A 26473-nucleotide genomic window follows, 5' to 3' on the forward strand; every position below is an offset into this window, starting at 1 on the left:
TATGAGCGAAGAAAAATCTAACTCGATGAACAAGTACCAGCTGAAAAAGTTGATCAAGAAGCTGGAAGGCATCCGCGGACGGAACACGGAGCTAGTATCGCTTTACATCCCGGCAGGATACGACATGTCGAAGATTTCTGACTTTGTTACTTCCGAGGCTTCCGAGGCCGAATCGATCAAGTCCAAACACACCCGGAAAAACGTACAGGGAGCATTGGAGAAGATCGCACGTAAGGTCTCAGAAGAACACGAGACACCGGAAAACGGAGTGGTGCTTTTCGCCGGAAACGTCAGCGAAACGGAGGGTCGTCCGGATATCCAGATCTGGGAGGTTCATCCGCCGCAGACAATCGAGTCCAGAAGGTACAGATGCGACAAGGAGTTCGTACTGGAGCCGTTAAAACAGATGATCGTAGACGATAGAGTCTACGGACTGATCGTGCTGGATAAAAACGAGGCGGCGATCGGATACCTCCAGGGTTCCTCGATCAAGACAGAGTACAAGATGTCTTCGGAAGTACCGGGGAAGACCCGGGCAGGAGGACAGTCAGCCCAGAGATTCGCCCGTATACGAAAGCAGATGCTGAAAACCTTCATGAAGGATATCAACGACAATGCGAAAACCGCTTTCCTGGAAAAAGCCCGTGAAGGCAAGCTTCTCGGCATTCTCGTCGGAGGACCGGGATGGACCAAAGACAAGTTTGTCGATGAGTACATGCACCAAGAGCTGAAAGACGAGCTGATCGATGTAAAGTCCTTGAACTACTCGGGAGAGGAAGCGCTGGAAGAACTCGTAGAGAAGGCCGAAGAGTCACTTCAGGATGCTTCCGCGGTAAAGGAAAAGAACCTGGTTGAAAGCTTCTTCGAGAACCTGAAAGAGGAAAACGGGAAATCCGAGTACGGACTCAAGCAGGTCATCAAAGCCATGGACATGGGTGCGGTTGATACTGTTTTGATCAGCGAAGATTTCAACCATTACCGTGCGACCTACATCTGTGGGAACGAACACGAAAAAGAGGTCTACGAGGAAGAAGCCAAGATCAGCGAGAACGTAAAATGCGATGAATGCGGCGAACAGATGGACCTCGAGCAGATGACCGACATAGTCGATATAATGGATGAAAAAGCCGAACAGATGGGAAGCAGCCTAGAGTTAATATCTACCGACCACGAACAGGGCCGCCGGCTCTACAACATGGGAGGTATCGCAGCGATTCTAAGGTACCGGATCCGCTAAACCGGCTAAGTTACTTACAGTTTAACTCCACAACTCCAGTTATGGAGATCGAGAACCTATCGGAAGATGCCGAAGATTTCACCGGAAACATCTGGAAACTATCCAACGGACAAACTGTTTTGATAGATGTTGGAACCGGAGATGCGTGGAAAGCCATTGAGAAGCTCGAAGAAATCGATAAAGTCGTTATCACTCATTCTCATTACGATCACGTAGATAACCTACCAGAGACCGTAGAGAAGTTCGGTCCGGAGGTCTATGCCTTCGAGCCGGAGAATCTGGATACCTCGGCTGAGAAACTCTCTGAGGGCGATGAAATCGAGTTGTGCGGCGAATCCTTCGAAGTCTTCCATACTCCCGGTCACAAGAATGATTCGATCTGTCTTTACTCGGAGTCAGGAATTCTTTTCGCCGGAGATCTTCTTTTCCCGGACGGCGGATTCGGCCGGACCGACTTGGAGGAAGGTGATAGAGAACTTCTGATTGAATCAATCCAGAAGATCACCGAGCTGGATGTAGAGCAGATGTACTGCGGCCACGATAAAGCCGTAACCGAAGAGGCTAACAGCCAGATAAGGAAATCGCTTTCTGAAGCTGAGAAAAGAGAGTCAAAATACTGAAATATATACTGCCGTAAATACTTTTGAATTTTTGTCTGCTGAACTCAAATGTGGAAAATGGGAGTAGACGAATACGACAACGATAACTATCTTGTAAGAGAAGAGATGAACCAGATCAGAGATGGAGATTACACGGTTGAAAACACCGGAGCCGGCTACGATGGAGAGGTCACAGACACAGGGCTGGAAGAGCTTTCCGCCGATGAAATGGTAGCGAACTCGATTCTGGGCGGAGAGTCAGAGTAACTTTTCTCCTTACTCTTTGTTCTTTCTTTTTAGAATTTCTCGAATAGCAGGTACTTGTAAAGTGACTGGGTTTTCCTGTAGAGAATGAATCCTCCAACTGTTGCGACTGTAAGAACTGCTACTGCTCTTGACGCCGAGCTGATCTGCGTTGAGATCTGGATCAGGCTGTCGGCAAAGTACCAGCCCAGCATAGCCAGCGCGAAGTTCCTTGGCAACATTCCCATGAACGTCCAGACGCTGTAGCTTTTCCATTCCATCTGGAACAAGCCTGCCGCTCCGGATACAAGTGAAAGCGGGACTATCGGAATAGCTCGGAAAGCGAATACGAGGTATTTTTCCCGTCGGCCGCCGAAATGTCTTTCAAGCTGCTGGACTTCATCCCAGCGAAGATCAAGGTACTTGCCGTACCTCCTGATAATCGGCTCGCCGCCGAAGTACGCTATTGCGTAGACGAAATACGAGCTAATTACCGAGGCGATCGAGGCCGGTAACGCAATGATGAAAAACGCATGTAAAGCAGCAGTCTGTACCATACTGTACGGTTCAAGTATTATCGAACCGGCCGCCATCGGAATCAGCGGTGAAGGAATCGGTACAAGTATCTCTTCGATCATCGCACCGGCCATTACAGCCAGAACCCCGTGTTGCTGGATTAACTCGATTATTTGCTGTTCAATCATATTAGTTAATCACTTCCAAGAGTTCAAAAAGCCCATCAGGCTCTCGAAAAAACCATCCAGCCAGGAACTCGCTCTCTGTACCTCGATGCTTTCCGGTCTCCGGACCGGCTCCGGTTCCTCTACCTCAAGCTGCTGGACGTTAAGAGATCTGTTAGTCTTTTTGATATCTGTAACGGTATAAACCGGGTAATCGAAACTGTTTAACTCATCTAGACAGCTATCAAATCTATCCCGAGATTCATACTTACATGGCGTGGTATCTACGTACTTGGAAAGACCGCGCCATTTTTCCTCATCCGTCCTGTAGCTTTCATCCCGGATATCCTGGTAAAGCTGGCTTAGACGGCCTCCGTTCCGGACGTAGTTACGTACCACTAGCTCGCTGTAGGCATAGCCGAACTCCCTGTTGCCCTGTTTCGGACCCCAGTTTTTCATCCAAGAGCTGTTGGACTCATAGTAAGCCCACAGCCGATCCTTATCTCCTTCCGAAGGCAAGGTATAACGGTAACGTCGGCCTTCCCGGTTCCTAGTATAGCTTACCGGCTCTCCGAAGACCTCCCGGGTGTAATCACCGCTGGATTTTCGGACCAAAAACTCTACGTATTTAGCAGTTCCCTCATCGAACCATGAGCTACGAGAACGCCATCCAAGCGCCTGGTCGTTTAAGCCGTGGACGGTTTCATGAGCCAAGACCGGTTTCTCATCTTCCCCGAGACCGTCTCTGAGATAGATAGTTGCGTTAGTGTACTGGCCGGCACTCCATTCGTTGACCGTTCTGTTATAGACACTGGTATCTATTACTGCGGCCGGGAAACGTTCGAACCTGTTGGTAACTCCTAAAGTCCCGACAGAAATTTTATAGGCTTTCGAAGAGTTTTCAACCGGTTTGCCGAAGAACTCGAAGTACTCTGCCTTATCTCCCTGACCGAAGGCGGTGACGAAGTTAGTGGCTCCTGTTCCGGTGAAGTTAACAGTGTTCTTATCCACCGAGTAACGGAAGCCGTTGCCTGACCTTGCGGAGATAAAATCCTGGACTGTCAGCGTCCCAGATGTCTGCTCGCCGGAGAAACCCGGGAGGCTGATCGAACGCGTGTAAAGATTTTCAGTTACCTTCTGGGCGTTCCGATCGATGACATACTCTACATTTATCAGCTCGGATCTGGTTGGCGGCGTCTCGGTTCTAACCGTCAAAGTATTACCGGTACGTTCGTAGTCAAGTACCTCGCCGTTTTCACTTGAAACATCCTGTATCTGTGCGGAAGCCGGAACCGAGAGCCTTGCCGTCCACCGGCTTACAGGACAGCCCGACCCATCAGAATCACATTCAAGCTTGACTGATGAAGCCACCTCCAAGCTTTTCGAGTCAGCATCCACTTCGTAGAATACCTCGCCCGCCGACAAGCCGGTTAAAAGTATCAGCAAACTCACAAGTTTTAGATATTTCACACGAACATATTTTCTCGGAACGAATAAAATAACTGGTACGGGATATGACAAGTATGGCTATACTCTCCGATAAACATCTCAAAGAAATAATTGAAGAAAACGCAGTATACGTAGATGAAGGACCGGAAATAGATGAAGACCTACAGCTCGGACCGTCGTCTTTCGATCTCCGGCTGGGATACGAGTTCGGAATACTTGAGACCCGGAAGATCAAGGCAATCGATACCAAGGAGATGGACGATTACAGCGAACTGAAAAAATCGAAGAAGGTTACAGCAGAAGAAGGAATGGTCATCCATCCCGGAGAGTTCGTACTAGGCTCCACGCTTGAAAGCCTGAAAGTACCAAACAACATGGTCGCACGGATCGAAGGCCGGTCAAGTTACGCCAGACTCGGTTTGATTCCGCATACGGCCGCAGGTTTCGTCGATGCCGGTTTCGACGGCCAGATCACCCTGGAGATCCAGAACCTCGGTAACGTACCGATCACAATCTATCCGGAAGAGAGGATCTGTCAGGTAGCTTTCGAGAAAATGACTTCGGAGGCTGAAAATCCTTACGGAGAGAAATCAGATTCAAAATACATGGGTCAGAAAGGAGCAACAGGCTCCAGACTCGAAAAGGAGAGTAGAAAATGAGATCCGACGATACACAGAAGATAGACGTACGGAACCTTCCGGAAGGCTGGAATAAAGTGGAAGGCGGACGTAACAGCTGTGCTTCGGCACCGACGGTATACGAAGGAGTTGTATCGGGAACCTACCAGGATATAAGAGAAGATTATGCGCAGCGAGGTATCGAGCTTCCAGCACAGAACAGCTCTGTGGACGCAGAGATCGTCAACCAGCGAACGGAAACCTCGTACAAAGTACAGATCGAATCCCATGAAGCAACTCAGGGCAAATGGAAGCTGAAAATTACTTCTGACGAGAATATTGACGAGTTACTTGGATGAGACCTGTTGACAGTCACTGCCATCTCGACTTTGATAGGTTCGATGAGGATCGAGACGAAGTTATAGAACGCTGTGAAGACGAACTTGAGTTCGTTGTCGTCGCCGGGTGTGACCCGGAGCGCAACCAGGCGGTAAAAGAGCTATGTGAGTCCGAAGAACTTCTCGTGCCTAACTATGGTCTTCACCCTACCTTTACAGACAGTTTCGATGAACTAGATGAGGTCAAGGATCAGGTAAGAGACTGGCGTCCTGTGGCGATCGGAGAGATCGGTCTCGATCACCATCACGTAACCGATGAAGATCTCCAAGAGCATCAAGAGGAAGTCTTCCGTGAGATGTTGGAACTAGCTGAGGAACTGGATAAACCGGTTGTCATACATTCCCGATCGGCGGAAAAACAGGCAATCGAGGTTCTAGAAGAGTATGATGTCACCGCAATGTTTCACTGTTTCAATGGTTCAATCGAGTTAGCTGAACGCATAGTTGAAAACGGCGACTACATCGGGGTTACAACCCAAGTGCTTTACTCTTCACGCGTCCAAAAAATAGCTGAAAATATTCCACTGGATTCTATGCTTTTGGAGACCGATTCGCCGTTCCTTTATCCAGACGGACGGAATGAGCCGGTACACGTACTTGAGAGCGCAGAAAAGATAGGTAATATCAAAGACATGTCGCCGCAGCAAGTTATGGGCCAGACAACGGAGAACGCCAAAAAACTGTTTAAACCAGAGCATTGAACTCTCCGAGAGGGTTCGATCCGGAGTGACCGGAGGCAGGGCTACTCGGCAGGCGACCGGTTTTTAACTCCTCGATTCAATCGTTTAATTATGGTATTCGAAAGAGTAAAATCCAGGGTCGATAACAAACCGAACGTAGCAGTCTACGTCGACGGACCGAACGTAATCCGCAAAGAGTTCGACCTGGATCTTGACAGACTAAGAGAAGAGGTAGAAGAACTCGGACATCTAAAAATCGGCAAAGTATTCTTGAACCAGTATGCCTCCGAGAAACTTATCGAGGCGATCGTATCACAGGGATTCGAAGCAGCACTCGGACTAGGCGGAGAGAAAGACAAGGAAAGCGATGTCGATGTCTACATGGCAGTCAACGCAATGGAAGCAGTCTTCAACGACAGCATCGACACCGTTGTAATCGTTACAAGAGATACGGACTTCCTACCTGTTATCCAAAAGGCAAAGGAGCATGGGAAAAAGACCGTGGTCGTAGGAATGGAGCCAGGATTCTCTACAGCGCTGAAGAACGCTGCTGATAAAGTAATCGAGCTTGAATAGAACTGTTTAAAACAGTGAGAGTTCTTTCAGAACTCAATGCTTAGACCGGATCCTATCGGAGCCTTCGATCTCGCGATAGGAGTATTGATGTGGTTCACAGTATCGCCGCTGCCAGAAGTATTTGCCACAGCCCACGCCTCTGTGTTAATATTCAAGGGAGTTGGTACAATGTTGAAGTTCAGAGTTTTCCCGCCCGGCTCCGGGATAGTATTCGGCTTCGCCGACGTTATGAGCGCAGGAATTCTTTTCGTAGGTCAACCCCCATTGCTGGGAGGTTTTAAGGAGATAATTGCGTTAATACTGTTTGCCAAAGGCGGATTAATGTTTACTTGGATACTTAGCTAGAGTATTTGCGTTTTAGCTCCTGGATCATCCGTTTTTTCACCATTCCAGCGTCATCAGTATCATCTATCTTTTTCTCAAGTTCTTCCAGCTCTTCGACCTTTTTCTCATCGGATAGTTCATCGAAGTCTTCCGGTAGCTCTGCTTCAATATTCATCTGCGACCGCTCCGTCTCCCGCCGCGATTACGGCCTCCAGAGCCATTCTGGCCGTCAGCCAAGCTGTTACTGATACGTTTCAGAAGTTCGATTATCTGTTCGTTCTGGGATTTTAGCTCCTCGATTTCATCTCTCTGATCTGCGATCGAGTCCGTTGAGTTACCTCGGGAACCTCGATTTCTTTGATTAGGCTGGCTTCCTCTATCGTTCATCTCGAAACCTGCGTTCTCCATTTTTCTTTGAGTATTCGAGCTTAGCTGAGGCTCCGAGCTTCCTGGCTCCGGGCGACCTGCCTGAGCGTTCGGAGTATCATTTCGCTGCCCCCGGGAGTTCCGACCAGTATTCTGCCGGCTTCTCTGGTTCTGTTGGCGTCCCGGCTGAGAGCGCCCAGCAGGACTCTGAGAACGTCCCTGCCCCTGATTCTGTCTTCCGGGAGACTGAGAGTTCTGTCCAAGCCCATCCGAACCCATACCGTCACTGCCGCCGAAATCGTTGTCACCGAAGTCACCGTCGGATTCAAAGGATGAGTCGAACTTCGAGTCCTCGAAGCCGTTGGATCCTGAATCCGATTCTGAGTCCTTGTGTCTGCCTGGAATAGAGTCTTTCACATCATCAAAAAGTCCCATAAACCCAAAGTTAGCCTAGTCTGTTGATTAAACTTTGCCCTCTCAGCTGATTTTAAGTACAACAAGTTCCCTCTAATATAATGTGAGTCACGGACACGACGATTCGGCAGGCTGTAAATACGGCCACATGTTCGAGGTACACGAGCAAGGAGGCGAGTTCCAACAAGAAGTCCAGGAAAAAATACAGAAAGGAGAGATTTCAAGCCTCGAAGAGCTTGAAAACGAAGAAGGCATGGGGCCGCTTTTCAACCAGATAATGGGAGAACATTTCAAGAAGCTGAAGGTATCGGCCGGCGGCCAGGGAACTCCTTACATGGTTTCATGGACGTGTGCGGACAGCTTCGATGAAGACTTAAACTACAGCGTCCACAAGACGAATGAAGATATTTTCGTGGCTCCGCAGTCGAACCTTCACCAGGAGTTCGCACAGAGAAAACAGCAGGCCGAACAACGCGTCAACCAGACACTTTCCGGTTTCTCCGATCTTAAACAGCAAAAACACTTGCTTGAACATGATATCCGGAAGCTACGTTCAAGGGTCGAGGCGTTAAACACTCATGATGATATCCAGTTGAAAGCTGATTTCGTCGAACTGGTTGATGGTGCCGGCGGAGGCGCCCAGCAGGGAAGTGATGAAGCACCTTTGAAAACTTTGAGAGATCAGAACCTTTACCCATCAATTGTAGCGGATTTCTACGAGATGGACGGTCTGGACGATCTACGGAAGAAGGAAAATCTGGAGGATGCGGAGAAAGACGGGAAGCTCGCAAAGCTTCCGGCCAACGAGAAAGCGATCCTGAAGAAAAAGTTTGTGATGTATGAAAAGTGGAAGGATCTTTACGGCAGTGAGATCCAGAGAAAGCTGAAGGATCTGAAAGCTCAGCTGAAAAACATCGAGAGATCGATAGATGAGACTAAAAACAATCTTGAGCCTTACGTCCGGGATTTAGCTATGATTAACCCTAACGCAAGCCATTTGCTTAAAGGCGGGATGGATTTTTACCCGGCGATCCAGGGAACGGCTTCGATGCGTAGAGATATTGAGTTCATCTGCTACAAGCCGCTGAAAAAATCCGAGTACGACATAGAGGTAATCGAAGACGAAGATGAGGCAACGCATTTCCGTGTTGTCGTGATCCATTCGGTACACGTAAACCTTGCTTCCGGTGAGCAGCCTAACTCTCCGGCCGGCGGACCTTCCTCTGCTACAGTGATGTACTATCCTGCCGTTGTCTGTAAACACGTTTTCAAAAACATTATCGAGCCACGGATCGAAAAGGAGAAAAACCGGTTCCAGCATATGATGGATGATTACGTCGGAGACTTCGATCCCGGAGACGGTCTCAGGTTCCGGCAGGCCAGAGAGAACAAAAACTGGAGCGTGCGGAAGCTGAGACGGGAGATAGGGAAGGAAGTACACGGCGAGGAAAAACAGATACCGCTCGAGTTCTCATCGTACATCAGACGGATAGAAGACGGAATGGACGAACCAGAGATTTTAACGAAAGGAGACGAATTCGAGAAAGGGAAAGAGTACTACGAGGCATGGACAGACCTACTGGATATAGAGGTCGATGAAGAAGACGAAAAAGGCCCCAGCGCCAGCGCACTTGATGAATACTTCGATAAACTTACCGGCAAGTACTGGGAGAACCCTTACGTCGCACCACCGGATGTAAACCCCATGAAAGACCTGGAAAGCGAGATACAGTTCAGTTACTACTACGGCTACAAAATCGGCCTAGGACTGAATACAATGAAGTAAAAATGATTGAGACAACTGTGAAAGAAACGGAGCTGGTATAGACGTGGCATCACACCTCTTAGATTCAATCAGGAAAAGACTCGGTATAGAAGAAGGAGACGAGGAGCCAGACACATTCGATGACATGCACTACATGGTCGGTAACACGACTGGTTTGAACATCGGACAGATTCCCGGACCTATCGATCAACGTATCGGCCGGATGGCACAGATCGGAGGAGAAACCCTCGAGATCACACTTTCGAACCCGGCAACTTTCCAACTGGACAGACCGGAGATGATGAACGTTATAGACCGCCTGGACTTCGAGAAAATCACGCTACACGGAGATCCCAACCTTGGATTCACCAGCGCGTACGCGACCCGGACACGCGGCGGAGCAGGTTTCAACATCGTACACCGTTATTTCAACAGCTACCTTGAACACATGGCCTCTTTCGCCTGGCAGGCACGTCAACAGGACCGGTTTGATGTAGACTATGTGAACATGCACGCATCGACCGATTCAATTCCCTCCCGAGACGAGATCCAGGCAACCGACAAATCACTTGATCCGCTCGGAGTCCGGATAAGCGATGTGAAAAACGATGAGATAGATGACGTAAAGAACGTGGAAAACATCTACGAAGACAAAGACTACCTCGAGCTACTCTTCGAGTTCCTTATACTAGGAGACGTCAATGAGTCCGCTATACCTCAGCTTTACAGCGGCTTCTTTGTAAACCATTCAGGGAAATTCGAGGACGACTGGCGCCAGGTACGATTAGAGGAAGTGAACGATAAGTTCGAAGAGTTAGACGAAGATGGAGAGGAAGTAAGTGACGACCAGTGGAAGGTAGTTGCCAACACAGGTAACTTACAGAGCGACATCATAGAAAAAATAATTGAAGAAGACATAGTGCCTCAGAACATAGCAGGACCGGATGAGATAAGAGGGCTTTTCAACAGAAGGAACGGCATACAGACCGGGGTCGCAGGTATAGTCAGGGAGGCCGAGAACACGAACGGTGTCGACTCGGAAGAACTTAAAGAAGAGCTACGTGCCACAATAACAGATCTATGGAGATCCTCAGACAAGTACGAGCAAAAACAGTCTGCTCTGGTCAACGTACCTAACCACATTAATGAACTGGACATTACCCAGCCCGCCGCCGAGAAAATCGAGGAAAAGGCCCGGAAAACTTTCGCCGGACGGGAGGAGATGTACCAAGAAGACGAATACGAACAAGCAGATGGAAACCCCCAACTCGATCTTATACAAGATCTTTTCGACAGTAGAGCGCTTAACCGCGAAGTCGATAAAGAATCTAAAGTGTTTTTCCATATGATGCCGGCTTGGATGCAGGCACAGCCAAAGGGATCGGCACCGCGTTTCATCTGGGACTACATCGTGGGAACGAACGAGAACAAAACTGATGATATAGATCTGACGGATTTTGAAGACTACACCCAGTTCATTGACGACGAAAGACAGAATGAACTGGACGTTATCGCAGCCGTAGGCTGTTGTTACATCTGGGGGCATTTCACTCAACGGAAAAACAAGTTCGACCAAAAAACCTTCAAACCAACCAGAGAGAAGACCGCGGAAGGATTCAAGCTACCTGAGCTGGAAAAAGATTACTACACCTGGATACAGTGGCTTGGAAAGTTCGATCTAAAGGTCAACATCGAGGCAATGTATGGAAGCCCGGGAGGACTGTTAAGGGTTTGGCGGCCGAAAGACATCGCCGTACTGTGTCATTCCATAGACATTACCGCTCAAAAACAGATCGAAGACTACAACGGCGAGACTGATCACCTAGTCAAGTTCACGATCGATATGGAACACACCGCATCATTCGGTGTCGATCCATGGGCAGAGATGGAGAAGTTGAGGGACAACGAGAAAAAGATTGCGAAGGCGGCGGCCAAAAACAAGGTTAGCCTAGACATAGACGAAGATAAACCATTGGCCAAGGTCGTAAAGACCTACCACCTCACAAAGCCAGGCTGGGAGCAACAAAGCGGTCACAGACACGGACCTTTCTCCCGGGGAGATGAAACCCTCTACCAGTGGCTTTACCGAATGGTTGAGGCAGGATTCGCCCGTAACCCGGACGATAAAGCAATTGTGATGTTCGAGGTTGGAGGAGAGTACCGCGAGGAGATGTTTGTAACCCGTGTCGCCCTAGATATGATTCAGAGAGGAATTAAACCAAAGGACCTCAACCCTGAGGACATTCCACTGGAAGGCGAGTATGAAAGCACCGATCAGGCCTTGATGGCTCGTTTCTTCGGACTTGACAAACCACAGTTTAACTCGGAGATGACTAAGATAGAGGATCACGCATTCGACCCGCTCGATAACTTACTGGAAGCTGAATCCTTCGATCACACTTACTCTGGCAGCGGGTACATACAGGGCGGTGGACGTCCAGGCGAATGGATGAGTGAGGAAAATCAGTAGTCCAGACCGTTCTCTGAGAGCGGTTTTGCGATCTTCTTTGCCTTATCCTTTGCTGACTGTCCTGCCCAGTTTTTGAAACGTTCGGCGGCTAGTAAGTCCCGTAACTGCTGTCTGTCATCTGTGACAGGCACTCCGGCTACGATGTACTCGTTTTCCGGAGAGTTAAATTCGTATTCAAAGGATTGCTCGTCTTGAACGAATACATCTCCGGGCGGCAAGCCGCTTCCAGCCCGATTAATTCGCTCGGAGAACGGCAGACCTCCTGGCACGGACATCATACCGCCGCGTACAAACTCTCTGCGGGAAGAGAAACCGCTGACACTCATTGAAGGGAAATCCGGGAACTCAAGTAAGTAGCCGTCGGAGACACCGGAGTGTTCAAGCTGTTTTCCTGCCTCGATACTTGTTCTCTGGACGTTATAGCTTGGAGGAAGTAATACAAGCGGTTCGTCTTCGGAGACAGCTTCCTTTAGCCCTGCGAGTTCTGCGGCTCTGCTGGACTCGCCTTCGTAGCTGAAGGCCTCAATGTTATCGAAAAGATCGTCTCTTTCATACAGCTCAGGATCTCTATCATTTACAAGCACTCTGCCGAATTCGCAGTCAAAGCTTCCCAGTGCGTCCGTATAAGCTTCGATATCAGGGTTTCCAAGCATTACGGCAGTGTAATCCTGTGGGAAACCGGATTCCTCCATTAACTCTTCTACCTCCCGAAGCTGGATAGAGTCTTCGTACCCAGAGTGAGTCCGAACATTATCGGGTACGAGACCTTCAATCACACCCGACTCTTGATTACTCATAAGTCACAAATCATAGCAAGATTTTTAAGGATAGCCCATCAACGTCTTAATATAATACCATGAGTCACAAGGACAACATCAAGGAGATGCGTGAGAAGTCTAAGGAAAGCCGGATGAAAAGCGCCGAGGAGTTCGCGGACAAGCTGGTCGATAAACTAGGCGATAAAGTCAAATGTGTGGCCGTCTGGGGATCTGTTCCTAAAGGCGAACACGGATACGACAGCGATATCGATACCCTTGTGATTCTAGACGATACAAAACTACAGAACGACGTCCCACAGGACGCACGGGACAAGATCAAACGGAAAGTAACCGATCTAGCCAAGGAAACCGATGAAAGAATCACTATCCAGTACTTCCCGTTCCTGACAGAGTTCTGGGACTCACTGAGAAGCGGAGAGCCGATCGCAATCGAAGCAGTGCGTAACGGAGAAGCAGTTTATGACGTTGGAATCTTCATGCCTGCGAAGAGACTTTTACAGAGAGGAAAGATTTCGGGAACCCAGGAATCGGTTAAAAAACGGTTGAATCTTGCGGCAAGCGGATACAAGAAAGCTGAAAATACTTTGAGAAGCTCGATTCCGCACAAGTTAGAGCAGGCAATGGCTAACGCAGGTCAGGCACCGATCATGCTCGCCGGAAAACAGCCACCGGCCAAGGAAAAGGTCCCTGAAGTACTAGAAGAGATGTTTGTCGAAAACGACATGCTGGAAGAGGAGTTCATCGAGAAAGCACAGGCAATCTATGACTTCGCAGATGTAGGCGAGAAGGAAAGCGATAAAGTCACCGGAGAGATGGTTGAAGAACACCTCCAGATGACAGATGACTTCGTGCGTAGAATGCACCAGCTCGTCTCCCAGATAGGCGCCCAGAAGAAGGTCAGAGGGCTTTACGATGACTACAAGAACTTCCTTAAGGCAAACGTCGCCGCGCTTAGAGCAGAGGACATCGAACCACCGGAAGATCGTGAGGATTTACCGGAGGTAGTAGCCTCTAACCTGGATCTAGGAGAGGAACACAACGAGCTGTTCGAAAGATGGGACGAACTCATAAGCAAGGTGAAGGAAAAATCCCTCAGCGAGGTCAACGACAAGGAGCTATACGACCTACAGAGCGAGTCAAGAGAGTTTGTCTCAACTGTTGGAAGAGACATCCAGAAGGCAAAACAGGATGCTGAGAAGATGAGTCCTAAGATGGATCCTGAAAAGATCGCGAAGGCCGCTGACACCGAAGGCATGACGCCCGACGTGAATGGAGAGAAGAAGGGAGAGGAGTAGCTCCTCTCAAAATCTTTCTACATTTGATCTCAAAGATTTGAGTTCATAGTTCTTACTTGTTCATCGGAAAACTCCAGACAAGTATCACTCGTAATCTCGTAGTTCATTATATCATCTTCCCGCTCCGTATGTTCCAGTCCCAAGGTGTGACCTATCTCGTGTACTGTGCCTTTAACGCGGTAAGGCTCATCGAAGGCCATCACAGCCCTAGGTGAGGAACCTTGAATCGTCTTACCGTCAACCCAGAGTTCTTGTCCGTCTACAAAAGTTTTTAACTGGCCTTTGTTCGGCATCTCCGGTTTCCCAGGAACGAAAAACAACTGAATTGCGTTTCCTTTCATAATAGGGTCTGTCTGCTCGCTCCATAAGCTGTCTCGATCTTCAAGTAGTTCAGGAGCTACAGATCCGTACTGTTGGTAGTCCGTTCTATCTAGTTTTTCCTCATTTTCCAACAGGACAGAGTTCAGACCAGTATCTTCAAGCAGACTTTCAATTATCTCTATGTCCTCCTCTGGCATCTCTTCGCCTTCGACGTAGTGAATGTCAAAAAGAAGATTTTCCTGATTTTTATCTATTTTCTGGACCTGTGGCTCCGGATAGTTACTGTAGAGAAACTCTTCGAACTGTCGGTCAATTTCTTCTGGCTCTACAGCCAGTTCGGGTTCGAGTTCGGACTCCAGAGCAAATCCTAGTGTGCTGGAGTAACCTGTCGCACCAACAGCAGCCAGAAGGTACTCTCTCCGGTTTAAACTGATTTCCTCGCCGTCCTCGGACATAGTTAACCGTTACAAAAACAGGCGATAAATACCATATCTATTTACCGGCATATATACAGAAGCAAATACATTTGGAAAAGAACCAGAAAACTGAAGAAGATAATATAAGGAAAAGACGTGGGGGAACTATTCCTCGCTGTTCATGTCCTTAACCTTCTTCATACGGAAGGTCTCTTCCCTCTCGGATTCCTCCAAGGCTTGGGACACCGTGTCAAGATCGGCCTTTAGCTCAGGAACGACTTTGTGTTCCAGTGCGTTGACCCTTCTCTTCGTCTTCTTAATCTCTTCAAGAAGCTTGATGATCCGTGTCTGGGTCTCTGCGGCCTCGACAATCTTTTCCAGCAGCTCCTCGTATTTATCCGCCACTGAATCAATTCTGGAGGTTGATGAGGTTATTCCGTACTCTCTTTCAAGCACGTTTTTCCTTACATCGGTCTCAGCGTTGATCTCCGGGACCTTAACGCCCATGATGTTCTGTGTGCGGCTTGAGACCTTCGGAGCGTTCTCAATGGGCAGCGCTGAGGACTTGATCGCATCCTCTCCATCGTAGACCTTAGCAAGCTTCAACTTAAGCGTTGCTTCCCCGTAAAGATTAGCTAGCTCCTTGTTGATCTCTTTGGCATCTCCTGCGATCTCCATGAACTCGTGGATCAGTCCGTCACGTTTTTTCTCTAGTATGTCGTGACCTCCTTCCGCTAGATCAATGCGTTCTTTCAATCGAAGCTCTTCCGAGCGTGTCTTTTTCACATCGTTGCTCATTATCCACATACCTCCTGTAGATAGCTTCCGACCTCGGTATCGGCTGTAAATGTCTTGAAAGCCGAGTGCCGGCCCGAGTAGGCACTTACCTTGTAGGCAGGCTGTACATCGGTTTTTCCGACGCCTACGGCTCTTTCAACCCGGACATCGAAGTCGTAATCGGTTGGGGAACCGTCTACCTGCTCGACGTTCTCCGGCAGCAGGTACGTCCAGCCGATCTCTTCGAGGAGATCTCGTGCCTCAGGTTTTTCCAGTCTCTGTTTCATTTTCTATTTCTCCTGTTTGCTTGGAAGGTACTTTTCTCTCATCTCGCTGTCAAGTCTGATTAGCTCATCGCTTGGCAGCATATCAAGTAGCTCCCATGCCTTATCCAGCGAGTCCTCGATTGTCCGGTTTGTGAAAAAGCCCTGATCGATGAACTCTTTTTCGAACTTTTTCGTGAAGTTCAAGACTTTCTCGTCCTTCTCGCTGAGTGCGTCCTCTCCGACAATCGCAACTAAGTCTCTGAGATCCTGTCCTTCCGCATAAAGCGAATAGAGCTGGTCGGATACGTCGCCGTGGTCTTCACGGGTGAATCCTTCTCCTACACCGTTGTCCATCAGTCGGGAAAGACTTGGAAGCGGATCGATCGGAGGCTCTGCTCCCTGGTTGTCGAGATCTCTGTCGACAACGATCTGTCCCTCTGTAATGTATCCTGTAAGGTCAGGGATCGGGTGGGTGATGTCATCGTTAGGCATCGTAAGGATTGGGATCTGAGTTACCGATCCTTCACGGCCTTCGATAATACCGGCTCTTTCGTAGAGGTTCGCCAGGTCGGTATACATGTATCCCGGGTATCCTCTTCGTCCTGGAACTTCCTCTCTTGCTGCTGAAACCTCTCTCAGTGCGTTACAGTAGTTTGTCATGTCAGTCATGACTACGAGGACCTCCATTCCTTTCTCGTATGCGAGGTATTCGGCTGTTGTCAGCGCCATTCTTGGCGTAATGATTCTTTCCGGTGCCGGATCATCTGCCTTGTTCAGGAATACTACCGATCTTTCGAGCGCTCCGGTTTCCTCGAACTCCTGGATGAACTGCTGGGTTTCCTCTTCTGTAATTCCCATTCCTGCGAAGACTACTGCGAACTCTTCGTCTTCTCCGGAAACATCTGCCTGTCGTGCGATCTGCATTGCGAGATCGTTGTGAGGTAGTCCGGATCCTGAGAAGATCGGAAGCTTCTGACCTCTAACCAACGTGTTCATGACGTCGATCGTGGAAACCCCTGTCTGGATGAAGTCCTCCGGTAGCTCACGGGAGTAAGGGTTGATTGCCTCTCCGACGATGTCTCCTTCCTTCTCCGGGATGATCTCCGGTCCATCGTCCATTGGCTCTCCGGTTCCGTCAAGCACGCGGCCTAGAAGGTCTTCTGTCAGAGGCATTTTCACGTTTTCGTCCATGAAACGGACTGATGCGTCCCGTCCGATCCCTCTGGTCTCTTCGTAGACCTGTACTACTACGACGTCCTTGGATGTTTCCAGGACTTCTCCTTTCTTGATTTCTCCGTCCGGAGTTTCGATCTCTACGATGTCTCCGTACGCAATGTCTTCGGTTTTCTCGACAAATACGAGCGGTCCTTTGACCTGATTGATTGTTTGGTATTCTTGTTGCATAGTATGTTTTCACCTGGAAAAACTTCCAGGCCGAGGGTTTTACTCCTCGACCACCTGTTCGAACTCTTCGTCCATGAGTTCTTCGATTTCACTGATCTTATCCTCCCACTGTTCGGCTGTCTTGACTTCGCTAATCTTGTTTCTGGACTTGAGTGCGACGATGTCTTCTACCATTGCGCCGTCTTCAAGTGCCTGGAATGCGCGTTGCTTCCAGTCCAGTACAAGACTCATCTGCCCGTAAGTTTTCTCAGGGCTTGAGTACTGATCGACAGGGTGGAAACCGTTTTGCTGTAGGAAGTGCTGTTTGATCATTGTAGCAACCTCCAGTGTCAGCCGGTCATCGTCCTGTAATGCGTCCTTTCCGACGAGCTGGACTGTTTCCTGTAGATCTCCATCCTTCTTGAGAATATCTCTCATCTCCTGTACGTACTCTCCCCAGTTGTCTCCACCGTTTTCCTCCCAGAAGTTCTGGAGATCGCTGAAGTATCCTGAGTAAGAATCATCCCAGTTAATCGCCGGGAAGTGCCGTTTCTCAGCTAGATCCGAGTCAAGCGCCCAGAAGTTCTTTGCCACACGCAAAGTGTTCTGAGTAACCGGCTCCGAGAAGTCTCCACCAGGAGGACTGACCGCTCCGATGATCGAAACAGATCCCGGATCCTCGACTCCTAGAGGCTCGACACGTCCTGCGCGCTCGTAGAAACCTGCGAGTCTTGAGGAAAGATACGCCGGATAACCTCGCTCTCCAGGCATCTCTTCGAGTCTTGCGGAAATCTCACGCATTGCTTCCGCCCAACGGCTCGTTGAGTCTGCCATCAGTGCGACGTCCAGTCCCATGTCCCGGAAGTACTCTGCGATTGTAACTCCTGTGTAAATTGATGCTTCACGGGCTGCTACAGGCATGTTCGAAGTGTTTGCGATCAGAACAGTACGGTTGATCAGCTTGTCTCCTGTCTGAGGGTCCTCTAGCTCTGGGAACTCTTCTAGTACCTCGGTCATCTCGTTTCCACGTTCTCCACATCCAATGTAGACAATGATGTCGGCATCGGAGAACTTTGCGAGTGACTGCTGGGTAACTGTTTTCCCTGATCCGAATGGACCTGGGATTGCTGCGGTTCCTCCCTTCGCGATTGGGAAGAGTCCGTCAAGCACTCTCTGTCCTGTGATCAGTGGTACCTCTGGTTTGAGGTCTTTCCGGACGTCTCTGGCCTTACGTACAGGCCATTTTTGTTTCATTGAGACTTCCTGTCCGTCTACTACGGCCACTGTCTCTGTTACTGTGTGTCCGCCTTCCTCGATCGATTCTACCTCTCCGGCTTCGAAATCCGGTGATAGCAAGACTTTGTGTTCTCCGTAATCTACTTCTACGGTTCCAAGCACGTCTCCCGGTCCGACTTCATCGCCTTCTTCTACGGCCGGCTGGAAGTCATAGTGCTGTTGTTCATCGATTCCAGGTGCGTCCTCTCCTCTCTCGATGAAGTCACCGGATAGTTCCTGTAGGGCTGGAAGCGGTCTCTGAAGACCGTCGTAGATCGAACCAAGTAGTCCTGGCCCTAGATCCACGGATAATGGTTCCTCTGTGTTGTGTACAGGTTCGCCGGGTTTGACACCTGTCGTGTCCTCGTAGACCTGGATGTAGGTTTTCTCTCCTTCAATCTGGATGACCTCTCCCATCAGTCCTTCGTCGCCTACGTAGACAACGTCGTACATCTGAGGGTTCATCTCGGTCGCTACAACGACCGGTCCGGTCACCTTGAAGATTTGTCCGTCTGCTTGTCCTTGCTGAAGTTGTTCTTGTTGTGTCATAGTATCAGTTTGTCGACAGTTTCTACGAGATGTCAGCTCCGATTACCTTCCTGATTTGCTCCTGAAGATTCGAGTCCTCTGCGTCCTCAGATAATGCTACCACTACAGGGCTTACCGATGATTCAACCCTGTTCTGGATTCGGCCAGGCATCTGCTCAAGCAGGTCCTGTTCGGTTACAACAATCCCGATATCATCCCGATCGACCAGCTCCTGGATCTGCTGTTTGTAGTTTTTATCGTCGTAGATCTCTCTGACTCCCGCAAGCTCGAAGCCTACAGTGAAATCATCGGATCCAATTACCGCGATATCCTTCATCTTGCTTTCTTCTGTCATTTTAGTTGAAAACCTCCTGTTTTCGGCTACTCGAAACTACTTGAGTTTCTTCTACCGAGAAAACCCGGTTTTCGCCGATCGGGAAATCTGTGATTTCCATCAGGCAATCACCAGGTTCTTCTTGATGGTTTCCGTGTTCTGAAGCCCGGTTTCCTTGGCTCTGATAAGCATCCGCAGGTTCTTGATCTCGATCTGTTTAGCGACAACGTAACCTATAATCGAAGTCGCTCCTAGCGGCTCTGCGTGAACCATTGTCAGAGCGTTCTGAAGCCGATCCGCTTCAAGCTCGTGTTCAAGCTCTTCCAGTCTCTCAGTTGACTTCGCCCGCCCGGACTTTACAACCAGATCCATAGCCTCTTCCAGATTCTCAGCCTCCATTATCTCAGTTAGAAGCCGGGTCTGATGGCCGTTGACGAAATGCTTGCTGATTTCCTCAGCTTCGTAACCGTACTTTTTGAGCCTTAAAGCAGTCACCAGGTTCTGGTGTTCAAGCTCCTGTTCCATGAACTTTCTGAAACGTTTGCTTGGAACCTCCTGGCAAAGCTGATCGAGTTCGGCCGAGTACGCCTTATCCAGGCTGTTTTCAACCTTTGAAAGCTCCTTAGAATCTATGAAGCCTTGGTAGTCTACGCGGGATTCCGGGAAGCTGATGTCCTCTACGATCTGCTCGTAGTCCTTTTCCATTAACTCGGATAGCTCCTCGAAGCTGTATCTGCTGATCGGGATGAACATGTCCTTCGAATCCCGGTTTGAGCTGCCTTTCTTCCATCTAAGCAGTCTTTTCAGTGTCAGTATATCGAAACGTCTGAGATAGACTTCTATTATCCCGGAAAGCGGTTCCGGAGCCATCTCCGATAGCTCCCGCATCGTGTTCGATAGATTTCTGTTCAAAGCCAGTTCAACTAACTGTACGCCGTCATAACGCGCTCCGAGCTGGTCGATTTCCTTCCGGTACTCTCCTTCCTCAAGTCTTTTCGCGATCTGGTTCGGCTCCATCTTCAAGAGATCATCATAATCTCTCTCGTCTAAGAGCTTTGCTCGCTTCGCACTGATACGTGCGTACATGTAAGGATAGTCCTTCGGAATCTTTCTTTTCAGCCCGGAGAAGTTCATCTTAGAAAAGCACCTCTGAAACTTCTTTACGGTGTTCGTCTTTCAGGCTCTGTACAATCCTGTCAAGACTGTATTCCTGTTTCCGGTTGCCGTCTTCCGATACAACCACTAAACCGGTTTTGTGGAAATCTTCGGGTTCGAATCCTTCGGATTCAACTACGTCCTTGAACTCCTCGGATGCTTTGACCGTTCCTACTTCGAACTCGGCGCGTTCCAAGCAGTTTGCTACGAACTTCTGTCTTTCCTCACCGGAAAGCTCCTCTAGCTCGTCACGGAACCGGTCGAATACTTGTTCGAGAGCATTCTGTTTTGCGTCAAGCTTCTTCTTTTTTGCTTCCATCCGTGCGTTTGACAGCTGCTGTTTTTCAAGCGATTCTTTCTCCTCTTCGATCTCTTCTTCTGCTTCCTGAAGAATTCTGTCTGCTTCGTTTTCAGCTTCCTCGATTATCTCATCTGCTTTTGACTGTGCGTCAGAGGTTATACTGTCGGCTTGCTGCTGTGCTTCCTGCAAGATGTCGTCTTTAACTTCTTTTAGTCCCATAATACTGTTTCCTTCGCGTTGAACGTGTTTTTTGAATAAAATCAGGTGGTTGGAAGGGAACTAATCCCCTTCCGGTTTTCTAGATGAATCCTGTGGCGATTAGCGCTACAACCAGACCGAAAATTACAATTGTTTCCGGTAGAGCTGTCAGGATTAGAACTGAACCGAAAAGACTGTCGTCTTCGGCTAATGCTCCGATTCCTGCGGCTCCGATCTTGGCCTGTGCGTAAGCGGTTGCGATTGCAGTGATACCTACTGCTGCTGCCGCTCCGATTGCTGCCATTCCTTCTACTGCCACTCAGAGATCACCCATGTGTGTTGATTTGTTTTTCAAGATTTTCACCAAAAATAATATCGGATCACTCCGTTCCTCCGAACGGAGCGTATTTTCTGCCTCCTCCCTCGTAGAACTTCGTGAACATCTCGACATAATGTAGTCGGATGCCTTGGAGGAAGCCTTCCATGATTTTCACGAACGTGTTGAACACGTGACCTACTACTAATACAACGGTTCCTAGTGCGAACCCTACTGCGTTGCCCATTCCGAACAGCGGATCGGCCATTGCATTCACTACCGCTGCGAGTGATACTGCTGCGACCGATACTCCGAATATTCGGAAGTACGATAGGATGTTCGATAGCAGAGATGGGATCTCCACCATGCCTTCTACGCCTTCTCCGACGTAAAGCATCACCAGCGAGATAAGCAGTACTGGCGCTCCTACCTGCGCTCCGAACACGTACCAGGCGAAGGCGCCGATCTCAAGCAGGATCCATGAGATCTTCTCGAGGAACGCTTCTTTGAGGCCGTGTTTCATGAACTCGTTGTAGAATCCAACGAGGTATCCCAGGTTGACGTGGGCTAGTCCGATCACTACCGATAGCGTGAACACATCGCCTAGATGCTCTGCTCGGTGGAACAGGATCGGGATCTGCTCGAACAAGTGGATTCCTGTCGCGGACGCTAACTGGCTGTGATGGCCGAATATGACGTAACCGAAGGCATCACCGAATGCCAGCCCGAACGCCACAGTTGCGATCGAGGCATACATCAGGGACTTGAATATCTCGGATGCCGCCGGGAACAGCCTGTATCCGCCGTAGAATACAGCCAGGGTTGTAAGTCCGTAGCCGGCATCTCCGATCATGAATCCGAACATTAACGGAAATGTAAGCATAAGCAGGAAAGATGGGTCGATTTCATTGTGTCTCGGAACCGAGACCAGATCTGTAAGCGATTCAAACGGTTTGACCGCGACATTGTTCTCGTGTTTTGTCGGCGGCTCCTCATCGGTTTGCTCTTCCTGAATATGGATCTTTCCGCCTGTTGCTCTGTGAAGCTCTTCACCTAGCTCGTTGAACTTATCATGCGGAATCCATCCTTCCGCGATAAACGTCGAATCCGTGGTAGCGAAGCTTAGAGGTGCTTCGGCTTTTTCCACGCGTTCGGTCAGAAAGCTTTCCGCATCTTCCAGCTTCGGCCTCCATTTTCGAGCGTACTCCCGGTACTCTTCCTGAAGACTGTCGAGGTCGGATTTGATTCCGTCCCTGCGGTTCTTCAGGGTTGTTAATACTTTTTCCAAGTCTCCTGTGTAATCGATCTGCGGAGGCTTTGTCTCAGTTGCTCCGATCTCCCGGAGAACTTCTTGCATACCTCTGTCCTTTCTGTAAGCCAAAAGATTGAGGTCTTTGCCTTCAAATACTTCGTACAGATCATGGTCCGTGGCTTCTTCCAGCTCTTCTTTATCGAACTTGCCTACGAATGTTTCGAGCGTGTCAGAGCCTTCTAGGTCCTCGATCGAGATCTTGGCGCCTTTCAGCTTCTTTAGAAAGTCTAGCTGTGTTTTAACATCTCTTTTCTCATCCGCTAGCTCGGCCTGTTTTCTTTCGAACTCATCTACTTTTTCCTTTACAGTTTCTATGTCGTTTGCTAGCTGTGATAGCTGGAAAGATCCCGTTCCCTCCGCTTCCGGTAGCGTGGATAGAAGCGACCTGGTATCGACCAGCATCTGTGAGAACTCTTCTGCTTCGTCAAACGGATTTCCTGTGTCTAGCTCTCCATCGTAGGTCTGTATGTCGAAAAGCTTCAGCCTGTAAAGCGTGTCGATAGTTTTCTGTAGCTGGTCTTTGTGACCTGTAATGGAGATTTTACACATCTTGGCAGGTTTCATCTTTCTACCTCTAAAGGAACCTTTCCTCAAACTGTTTTCTTAGAACGTCGATGGCTTCATCCGTGTTGTTAGAAGCGCTTTCGGAGATGTCATCTGCGTCTCTGTCAGCTTCTTCGAGAATGTCTTCTCTCTGGGATTCAAGCTTTTCGCGGAATCGGTCGATCTTCTCTTTCTTTTTCTCTTCCGCTTTTCTCTTGGCTTCCTCTATTTTCTTCTCGGCTTCGTTCCGAGCGTCTTTTAGAGTCTGTTGTCTTTTTTGCTCTGCGTCTTCAACGATGGAGTCAGCTTCTTCTTCAGCATCCCTTACTTGTTCAACAACGTTTGCCATGGTTAGTTAACATTTGAAGCATCGACCGCAGAAACTTATAAAGGCTATCAGCCGGCCTGACACGGACCCGTTTAAAAGGATTGTGGTAATCGACGGGTTGATAAGAGCTTGACTTCCTTTCAAAGATTATGGAAGAGAGAGGCTACCAGGTATTCGCTCCGGAAGAAGACGAACCGGACAAACAGTCAGACGTTTTCTTCAACGACCATATGATTGAAAACCGGGACATATCAGAGGCAGCGTTCAAGGTAGCTTCAAACATCATCCAGTCCGATGAAATACATACCTGCGATGCTCTATCCGCCTCAGGAATCCGTGGCTTCCGTTTCAACGAGTTTTCCGATCACCTGGTGCTTAACGATGTGAATCCTAACGCGGTAGAAAGCATCGAAAAAGGCCTGGAGGCCAACGGCATCGAAGCCGAGGTCACCAACAAGGACGCCAATATAATACTAACTGAAAACCGTAACCGGTTCCACCTGATAGACGTCGATCCGTTCGGACCTTTCACCACGTTCCTGGATTCGACGGCCCGAGCAGCAAACCACGATAGCTTCGTTGGACTGACCGCGACAGATAATGCGGTGCCAGCCGGCAGCTACAAGAAGACCTGTATGCGGAGGTACGGCTCAACTCCGTTGAAAGAATCTTTCATGCATGAAACCGCCTTGCGTATCTACATACATGAGGCGTTCCGGAACTTCGCGCGGTTCGATAAATGTTTCGAGCCGAAGCTAGCCTTCCAGCACCGACATTACTGCCGTGTGATCGGCCGTGTAACCGAATCAAAGAAACGGACGAACCAGCAGCTGGAAAACACAGGTTTCCTATCTTTCTGCCCGGACTGCCGGTGGAGAGTGCTTGAAAAGGAGAAAAGAGATGAATGCGAACTATGTGGGCATGGAGTGGCAAATGCCGGACCGCTGTGGATCGGAAAGTTCTCCGATCGAAGGTTTACCGAGAAAGTGCTTGAAGAGATGCCCGCCGAATGGGAGGACGGCCGGGAGATAGTAGAACGCGTTGATTCGGAGGCAGAGATCATAACCCCGTTCTATGATTTACACGAGCTGTGTTCGAACATGGGCGTTTCCTCGCCGAAGAGAGATCCGGTTATAGAGAAGATCCACGAGAAAGGGTATCCGATCTCCCGAACGCATTTTTCACCGACAGGCTTCCGGACCGATGCTCCGCTGGATGATATCAAGGAAGCGATAACAGAGGTAAGAAAGGAAAGAGCCGGCTGAAATCTATGGTTCGCTGGAGCTAACCTGGTTGCCAGCTTTTTTCCAGCCTTCCAGACCCGGTTCATAGTCTTTGACCTGGTTGAAACCAAGTTTTTCAAGTTTTTCAGCTGCTTTAGGAGAAGCACTACACTCTCTGTCCTTACAGTAAACCACTAGCTCCTGATCTTTATCGAATCTTTCAAGAGCCGTTTTTCCTATCTTTTCCAGGGGGATATTGATAGCTCCAGGCAAGTGTGCCTCTCGGAAGTGATCTTTGGCTAAAACATCGATTATAACACATTTTCCTTCTATCCTGTTTTCAAGCTCCGTGGTTGTTATGGTATCAGTCATTGGACTCACTCCATGTGTTTTTCCATTATCTCATCGGCCTCATCCTTGCTTATACCGGTTGTCATGGTTGTTTTGAACGCTTCCTTGATTGTTAGATCTATATCATAGATTTTACGTTCCGGGACCATTACGAGCATTCCTCCGGTCGGGTTCGGGCTGTTCGGCATGAAGATGTTTTTCAGGCTCTCACCGGTCTCCTTCGAGATTCTTTCAGGAGTTGATGCGGTCAGAAATCCTATTCTGTAGGTATCCTTGTCCGGGTACTCGACTAAGACTGCTTTCTTGTACTTCGAGTCGTTATCGACAACCGAGTCCGCAAAATGCTTTATACTGAAATAAATTGTTCTGAACAGCGGCACAATGTTTACAAGGCGGCCGAATCCGCCAAGAAACCGTTTCCCGTTGTCAGTGCGAGCGACAGATCCGATTAACGCAATGAAGATAGTTCCAATTGCTATAACGATCAGTCTTGCGATAAAAACATTGTTATCAGTGTAACTCCCTAGTTCAGTGACATCAAGCACAGGATTCACGAGGAAGGAACTCCAGCCGAGGAAAGTGTTGATAACTAAGACAGTCAGGACTAAAGGCGCCAGAAGCACCAATCCGGCCATGAAGTTGTTTTTCAGTTTCTCCTTGAGACTCACGGAAAGCTATTGGAGTCGACACCTGAAATACCTGTTTGTCGAAACCACAGTATCAAGTACCTCCCCCGCACAAGTATAGTATATGGGAATATTCAAAGCACTGTTGAAAGGTATCGCGAAGTTCGTAGGCGGAGTACTTGAGTGGATAGCAGGCGTTATCGGAGGTTTAATGGACAAGATGCTGATCGGCGTCCTGATCGTGCTTGCTCTGGCCGCCCTGGCTTTCGGAGCAGGAAGTTACGGACAACACCAGTTCCAATCAGCCTTTGCTCAAGTACCGCATGTAAACAATACGACATCAATTGATTCTATCTACGGAGATTTCGAGGAGTATGAGAACGAAACCGTCACTATCAGAGGTTTTGCCGGTGGAAACTACACGGATGCGCTTGTCGCCAGCGAGTCAAACAGCTCGATCGGTTTGAACTGTTCAGGCATAAGAATTGTTAGAGGCAACGAGTACGCTGCGAGTGGAAATCTTTCGATGAACAGTTCGGCCGCTCCCGAGATAACGTTGAGCTGTACGGAGAACCCTGTTTTCACAGGTAAAAGTAGACCTGAGGCCGGGTTTTTCAGGTACGTTTACCTTCCTTGGCTTTAAAGAAAAAAGGCGGGCAGGATCGATTACTTCATCAATCCTGCTAGAATTGTCGAGGCAACTAGTATAGTCGCTGATAGGACTACGAAGTTACCGTCCGGCGTGTATCCTGCTAGGCCTGCTCCTGTGCTGACTACGAATACCGTCACGAAGAAAGCCAGGATTGCGAAGACCAGCATAACGAAGCCGGCTATCACGTTCTCAGCAAGAGATCCTAACGCCTTAGCAATGTTCAAATCAGTTCACCTCCTAAAATCTTTAGTCAGCTAATATAATAACTTTAACGCC

General features: G+C 48.9%; 32 protein-coding genes. 13 read left to right on the forward strand and 19 right to left on the reverse strand.

The features are described from left to right. Position 1: 1 nt before the first annotated feature. Genes prf1 through SVXnc_RS03300 form a run of 3 tightly spaced genes read left to right on the forward strand, consistent with a single transcriptional unit; the run spans position 2 to position 2103 of the window. The gene (gene prf1, locus SVXnc_RS03290; protein ID WP_347721504.1) at positions 2 to 1237 is read left to right on the forward strand and encodes a peptide chain release factor aRF-1; all 1236 of its coding nucleotides are present in this window, start codon (positions 2 to 4) and stop codon (positions 1235 to 1237) included. Positions 1238 to 1278: 41 nt separating this feature from the next. Beyond that, positions 1279 to 1857, forward strand: coding sequence for an MBL fold metallo-hydrolase (locus tag SVXnc_RS03295; RefSeq protein ID WP_347721505.1), 579 nt, complete (start codon positions 1279 to 1281; stop codon positions 1855 to 1857). A 57-nt stretch (positions 1858 to 1914) separates the two neighbouring features. Then, positions 1915 to 2103 (forward strand): hypothetical protein, encoded by a 189-nt coding sequence (locus SVXnc_RS03300; RefSeq protein ID WP_347721506.1) that lies wholly within the window; start codon positions 1915 to 1917, stop codon positions 2101 to 2103. Positions 2104 to 2132: 29 nt separating this feature from the next. Here SVXnc_RS03300 and SVXnc_RS03305 read toward each other — a convergent pair whose 3' ends face one another. Further along, positions 2133 to 2783 (reverse strand): DedA family protein, encoded by a 651-nt coding sequence (locus tag SVXnc_RS03305; protein WP_347721507.1) that lies wholly within the window; start codon positions 2781 to 2783, stop codon positions 2133 to 2135. Positions 2784 to 2792: 9 nt separating this feature from the next. Then, positions 2793 to 4229, reverse strand: a complete 1437-nt coding sequence (locus tag SVXnc_RS03310) for a hypothetical protein (RefSeq protein ID WP_347721508.1) — start codon at positions 4227 to 4229, stop codon at positions 2793 to 2795. 53 nt (positions 4230 to 4282) lie between these two features. On the opposite strand from SVXnc_RS03310, the gene dcd reads away from it, so the two are divergent. The 5 genes from dcd (at position 4283) to SVXnc_RS03335 (ending at position 6824) form a co-directional block, all read left to right on the forward strand. Continuing rightward, positions 4283 to 4867, forward strand: a complete 585-nt coding sequence (dcd, locus tag SVXnc_RS03315; protein WP_347721509.1) for a dCTP deaminase — start codon at positions 4283 to 4285, stop codon at positions 4865 to 4867. Then, entirely contained in the window at positions 4864 to 5184 is a 321-nt protein-coding gene (locus tag SVXnc_RS03320) for a hypothetical protein (protein ID WP_347721510.1), read from the forward strand. Before dcd ends, SVXnc_RS03320 begins: the two co-directional genes overlap by 4 nt. Continuing rightward, on the forward strand, positions 5181 to 5924 hold the full coding sequence (locus tag SVXnc_RS03325) for a TatD family hydrolase (RefSeq protein ID WP_347721511.1): 744 nt from the start codon (positions 5181 to 5183) through the stop codon (positions 5922 to 5924). The genes SVXnc_RS03320 and SVXnc_RS03325 overlap by 4 nt, the downstream gene beginning before the upstream one ends. 90 nt (positions 5925 to 6014) lie before the next feature. Further along, entirely contained in the window at positions 6015 to 6479 is a 465-nt protein-coding gene (locus tag SVXnc_RS03330) for a TIGR00288 family NYN domain-containing protein (RefSeq protein WP_347721512.1), read from the forward strand. Between the two features lie 36 nt (positions 6480 to 6515). Beyond that, positions 6516 to 6824 carry a hypothetical protein gene (locus SVXnc_RS03335; protein WP_347721513.1) on the forward strand — a complete coding sequence of 103 codons (309 nt, stop codon included), beginning with the start codon at positions 6516 to 6518 and terminating at the stop codon, positions 6822 to 6824. On the opposite strand, the gene SVXnc_RS03340 is transcribed toward SVXnc_RS03335, so the two are convergent. Both SVXnc_RS03340 and SVXnc_RS03345 read right to left on the reverse strand, forming a co-directional pair. Further along, positions 6817 to 6978 carry a hypothetical protein gene (locus SVXnc_RS03340; RefSeq protein WP_347721514.1) on the reverse strand — a complete coding sequence of 54 codons (162 nt, stop codon included), beginning with the start codon at positions 6976 to 6978 and terminating at the stop codon, positions 6817 to 6819. The genes SVXnc_RS03335 and SVXnc_RS03340 overlap by 8 nt on opposite strands. Continuing rightward, positions 6975 to 7604, reverse strand: a complete 630-nt coding sequence (locus SVXnc_RS03345; RefSeq protein ID WP_347721515.1) for a hypothetical protein — start codon at positions 7602 to 7604, stop codon at positions 6975 to 6977. The genes SVXnc_RS03340 and SVXnc_RS03345 overlap by 4 nt, the downstream gene beginning before the upstream one ends. 82 nt (positions 7605 to 7686) lie before the next feature. Here SVXnc_RS03345 and SVXnc_RS03350 point away from each other — a divergent pair, with 82 nt between their 5' ends. Both SVXnc_RS03350 and SVXnc_RS03355 read left to right on the forward strand, forming a co-directional pair. Next, positions 7687 to 9369, forward strand: a complete 1683-nt coding sequence (locus SVXnc_RS03350) for a helix-turn-helix domain-containing protein (protein WP_347721516.1) — start codon at positions 7687 to 7689, stop codon at positions 9367 to 9369. Positions 9370 to 9412: 43 nt separating this feature from the next. Beyond that, the gene (locus SVXnc_RS03355; protein ID WP_347721517.1) at positions 9413 to 11818 is read left to right on the forward strand and encodes a hypothetical protein; all 2406 of its coding nucleotides are present in this window, start codon (positions 9413 to 9415) and stop codon (positions 11816 to 11818) included. Here SVXnc_RS03355 and SVXnc_RS03360 read toward each other — a convergent pair. Further along, the gene (locus tag SVXnc_RS03360; protein ID WP_347721518.1) at positions 11812 to 12615 is read right to left on the reverse strand and encodes a hypothetical protein; all 804 of its coding nucleotides are present in this window, start codon (positions 12613 to 12615) and stop codon (positions 11812 to 11814) included. The genes SVXnc_RS03355 and SVXnc_RS03360 overlap by 7 nt on opposite strands. 59 nt (positions 12616 to 12674) lie before the next feature. Between SVXnc_RS03360 and SVXnc_RS03365 the strand changes: the two genes are divergently transcribed. Continuing rightward, a complete protein-coding gene (locus SVXnc_RS03365) occupies positions 12675 to 13892 on the forward strand; it encodes a nucleotidyltransferase domain-containing protein (protein ID WP_347721519.1) in 1218 nt (405 codons plus the stop codon). A gap of 29 nt (positions 13893 to 13921) precedes the next feature. Here SVXnc_RS03365 and SVXnc_RS03370 read toward each other — a convergent pair whose 3' ends face one another. From SVXnc_RS03370 to ahaH, 11 genes are all read right to left on the reverse strand, one after another. Further along, positions 13922 to 14668 carry a matrixin family metalloprotease gene (locus SVXnc_RS03370; protein WP_347721520.1) on the reverse strand — a complete coding sequence of 249 codons (747 nt, stop codon included), beginning with the start codon at positions 14666 to 14668 and terminating at the stop codon, positions 13922 to 13924. A 126-nt stretch (positions 14669 to 14794) separates the two neighbouring features. Next, complete coding sequence (locus SVXnc_RS03375) at positions 14795 to 15427, reverse strand: V-type ATP synthase subunit D (protein ID WP_347721521.1); 633 nt, start codon at positions 15425 to 15427, stop codon at positions 14795 to 14797. Continuing rightward, positions 15427 to 15693, reverse strand: a complete 267-nt coding sequence (locus SVXnc_RS03380; RefSeq protein WP_347721522.1) for a hypothetical protein — start codon at positions 15691 to 15693, stop codon at positions 15427 to 15429. Before SVXnc_RS03380 ends, SVXnc_RS03375 begins: the two co-directional genes overlap by 1 nt. Positions 15694 to 15696: 3 nt before the next feature. After that, positions 15697 to 17076, reverse strand: coding sequence for a V-type ATP synthase subunit B (locus SVXnc_RS03385; RefSeq protein ID WP_347721523.1), 1380 nt, complete (start codon positions 17074 to 17076; stop codon positions 15697 to 15699). A gap of 39 nt (positions 17077 to 17115) precedes the next feature. Next, positions 17116 to 18879 (reverse strand): V-type ATP synthase subunit A, encoded by a 1764-nt coding sequence (locus tag SVXnc_RS03390; protein WP_347721524.1) that lies wholly within the window; start codon positions 18877 to 18879, stop codon positions 17116 to 17118. Between the two features lie 22 nt (positions 18880 to 18901). Then, positions 18902 to 19213 carry a V-type ATP synthase subunit F gene (locus SVXnc_RS03395; RefSeq protein WP_347721525.1) on the reverse strand — a complete coding sequence of 104 codons (312 nt, stop codon included), beginning with the start codon at positions 19211 to 19213 and terminating at the stop codon, positions 18902 to 18904. A 99-nt stretch (positions 19214 to 19312) separates the two neighbouring features. Beyond that, positions 19313 to 20326: a V-type ATPase subunit gene (locus SVXnc_RS03400; protein WP_347721526.1), complete on the reverse strand. Its 1014-nt coding sequence runs from the start codon at positions 20324 to 20326 to the stop codon at positions 19313 to 19315. A 1-nt stretch (position 20327) separates the two neighbouring features. Next, positions 20328 to 20867 carry a V-type ATP synthase subunit E gene (locus tag SVXnc_RS03405; protein ID WP_347721527.1) on the reverse strand — a complete coding sequence of 180 codons (540 nt, stop codon included), beginning with the start codon at positions 20865 to 20867 and terminating at the stop codon, positions 20328 to 20330. Positions 20868 to 20946: 79 nt separating this feature from the next. Next, positions 20947 to 21150: a V-type ATP synthase subunit K gene (locus SVXnc_RS03410; protein ID WP_347722420.1), complete on the reverse strand. Its 204-nt coding sequence runs from the start codon at positions 21148 to 21150 to the stop codon at positions 20947 to 20949. A gap of 76 nt (positions 21151 to 21226) precedes the next feature. After that, positions 21227 to 23038 carry a V-type ATP synthase subunit I gene (locus SVXnc_RS03415; RefSeq protein WP_347721528.1) on the reverse strand — a complete coding sequence of 604 codons (1812 nt, stop codon included), beginning with the start codon at positions 23036 to 23038 and terminating at the stop codon, positions 21227 to 21229. Positions 23039 to 23048: 10 nt separating this feature from the next. Further along, positions 23049 to 23366 carry an ATP synthase archaeal subunit H gene (gene ahaH / locus SVXnc_RS03420; RefSeq protein WP_347721529.1) on the reverse strand — a complete coding sequence of 106 codons (318 nt, stop codon included), beginning with the start codon at positions 23364 to 23366 and terminating at the stop codon, positions 23049 to 23051. Positions 23367 to 23494: 128 nt separating this feature from the next. On the opposite strand from ahaH, the gene SVXnc_RS03425 reads away from it, so the two are divergent. Continuing rightward, complete coding sequence (locus SVXnc_RS03425; protein ID WP_347721530.1) at positions 23495 to 24610, forward strand: tRNA (guanine(10)-N(2))-dimethyltransferase; 1116 nt, start codon at positions 23495 to 23497, stop codon at positions 24608 to 24610. Positions 24611 to 24613: 3 nt separating this feature from the next. On the opposite strand, the gene SVXnc_RS03430 is transcribed toward SVXnc_RS03425, so the two are convergent. Further along, positions 24614 to 24940, reverse strand: a complete 327-nt coding sequence (locus SVXnc_RS03430) for a rhodanese-like domain-containing protein (RefSeq protein ID WP_347721531.1) — start codon at positions 24938 to 24940, stop codon at positions 24614 to 24616. Between the two features lie 5 nt (positions 24941 to 24945). Further along, the gene (locus SVXnc_RS03435) at positions 24946 to 25587 is read right to left on the reverse strand and encodes a DUF502 domain-containing protein (protein ID WP_347721532.1); all 642 of its coding nucleotides are present in this window, start codon (positions 25585 to 25587) and stop codon (positions 24946 to 24948) included. A gap of 82 nt (positions 25588 to 25669) precedes the next feature. Here SVXnc_RS03435 and SVXnc_RS03440 point away from each other — a divergent pair, with 82 nt between their 5' ends. Then, positions 25670 to 26188, forward strand: coding sequence for a hypothetical protein (locus SVXnc_RS03440; RefSeq protein WP_347721533.1), 519 nt, complete (start codon positions 25670 to 25672; stop codon positions 26186 to 26188). A gap of 23 nt (positions 26189 to 26211) precedes the next feature. Here the strand turns inward: SVXnc_RS03440 and SVXnc_RS03445 are convergent, their stop codons facing one another. Further along, positions 26212 to 26421: a hypothetical protein gene (locus tag SVXnc_RS03445; protein WP_347721534.1), complete on the reverse strand. Its 210-nt coding sequence runs from the start codon at positions 26419 to 26421 to the stop codon at positions 26212 to 26214. Between the last annotated feature and the right edge of the window lie 52 nt (positions 26422 to 26473).

The sequence above is a fragment of the Candidatus Nanohalococcus occultus genome (genome assembly GCF_029207735.1).
Lineage (GTDB): Archaea > Nanohalarchaeota > Nanosalinia > Nanosalinales > Nanosalinaceae > Nanohalococcus > Nanohalococcus occultus.

Coding starts and splice junctions, on each gene's coding strand:
- prf1 (WP_347721504.1), top strand. CDS start 2: ATGAGCGAAGAAAAATCTAACTCGATGAACAAGTACCAGCTGAAAAAG.
- SVXnc_RS03295 (WP_347721505.1), top strand. CDS start 1,279: ATGGAGATCGAGAACCTATCGGAAGATGCCGAAGATTTCACCGGAAAC.
- SVXnc_RS03300 (WP_347721506.1), top strand. CDS start 1,915: ATGGGAGTAGACGAATACGACAACGATAACTATCTTGTAAGAGAAGAG.
- SVXnc_RS03305 (WP_347721507.1), bottom strand. CDS start 2,783: ATGATTGAACAGCAAATAATCGAGTTAATCCAGCAACACGGGGTTCTG.
- dcd (WP_347721509.1), top strand. CDS start 4,283: ATGGCTATACTCTCCGATAAACATCTCAAAGAAATAATTGAAGAAAAC.
- SVXnc_RS03320 (WP_347721510.1), top strand. CDS start 4,864: ATGAGATCCGACGATACACAGAAGATAGACGTACGGAACCTTCCGGAA.
- SVXnc_RS03325 (WP_347721511.1), top strand. CDS start 5,181: ATGAGACCTGTTGACAGTCACTGCCATCTCGACTTTGATAGGTTCGAT.
- SVXnc_RS03330 (WP_347721512.1), top strand. CDS start 6,015: ATGGTATTCGAAAGAGTAAAATCCAGGGTCGATAACAAACCGAACGTA.
- SVXnc_RS03335 (WP_347721513.1), top strand. CDS start 6,516: ATGCTTAGACCGGATCCTATCGGAGCCTTCGATCTCGCGATAGGAGTA.
- SVXnc_RS03340 (WP_347721514.1), bottom strand. CDS start 6,978: ATGAATATTGAAGCAGAGCTACCGGAAGACTTCGATGAACTATCCGAT.
- SVXnc_RS03345 (WP_347721515.1), bottom strand. CDS start 7,604: ATGGGACTTTTTGATGATGTGAAAGACTCTATTCCAGGCAGACACAAG.
- SVXnc_RS03360 (WP_347721518.1), bottom strand. CDS start 12,615: ATGAGTAATCAAGAGTCGGGTGTGATTGAAGGTCTCGTACCCGATAAT.
- SVXnc_RS03365 (WP_347721519.1), top strand. CDS start 12,675: ATGAGTCACAAGGACAACATCAAGGAGATGCGTGAGAAGTCTAAGGAA.
- SVXnc_RS03370 (WP_347721520.1), bottom strand. CDS start 14,668: ATGTCCGAGGACGGCGAGGAAATCAGTTTAAACCGGAGAGAGTACCTT.
- SVXnc_RS03375 (WP_347721521.1), bottom strand. CDS start 15,427: ATGAGCAACGATGTGAAAAAGACACGCTCGGAAGAGCTTCGATTGAAA.
- SVXnc_RS03380 (WP_347721522.1), bottom strand. CDS start 15,693: ATGAAACAGAGACTGGAAAAACCTGAGGCACGAGATCTCCTCGAAGAG.
- SVXnc_RS03385 (WP_347721523.1), bottom strand. CDS start 17,076: ATGCAACAAGAATACCAAACAATCAATCAGGTCAAAGGACCGCTCGTA.
- SVXnc_RS03390 (WP_347721524.1), bottom strand. CDS start 18,879: ATGACACAACAAGAACAACTTCAGCAAGGACAAGCAGACGGACAAATC.
- SVXnc_RS03395 (WP_347721525.1), bottom strand. CDS start 19,213: ATGACAGAAGAAAGCAAGATGAAGGATATCGCGGTAATTGGATCCGAT.
- SVXnc_RS03400 (WP_347721526.1), bottom strand. CDS start 20,326: ATGAACTTCTCCGGGCTGAAAAGAAAGATTCCGAAGGACTATCCTTAC.
- SVXnc_RS03405 (WP_347721527.1), bottom strand. CDS start 20,867: ATGGGACTAAAAGAAGTTAAAGACGACATCTTGCAGGAAGCACAGCAG.
- SVXnc_RS03410 (WP_347722420.1), bottom strand. CDS start 21,150: ATGGCAGCAATCGGAGCGGCAGCAGCAGTAGGTATCACTGCAATCGCA.
- SVXnc_RS03415 (WP_347721528.1), bottom strand. CDS start 23,038: ATGAAACCTGCCAAGATGTGTAAAATCTCCATTACAGGTCACAAAGAC.
- ahaH (WP_347721529.1), bottom strand. CDS start 23,366: ATGGCAAACGTTGTTGAACAAGTAAGGGATGCTGAAGAAGAAGCTGAC.
- SVXnc_RS03425 (WP_347721530.1), top strand. CDS start 23,495: ATGGAAGAGAGAGGCTACCAGGTATTCGCTCCGGAAGAAGACGAACCG.
- SVXnc_RS03430 (WP_347721531.1), bottom strand. CDS start 24,940: ATGACTGATACCATAACAACCACGGAGCTTGAAAACAGGATAGAAGGA.
- SVXnc_RS03440 (WP_347721533.1), top strand. CDS start 25,670: ATGGGAATATTCAAAGCACTGTTGAAAGGTATCGCGAAGTTCGTAGGC.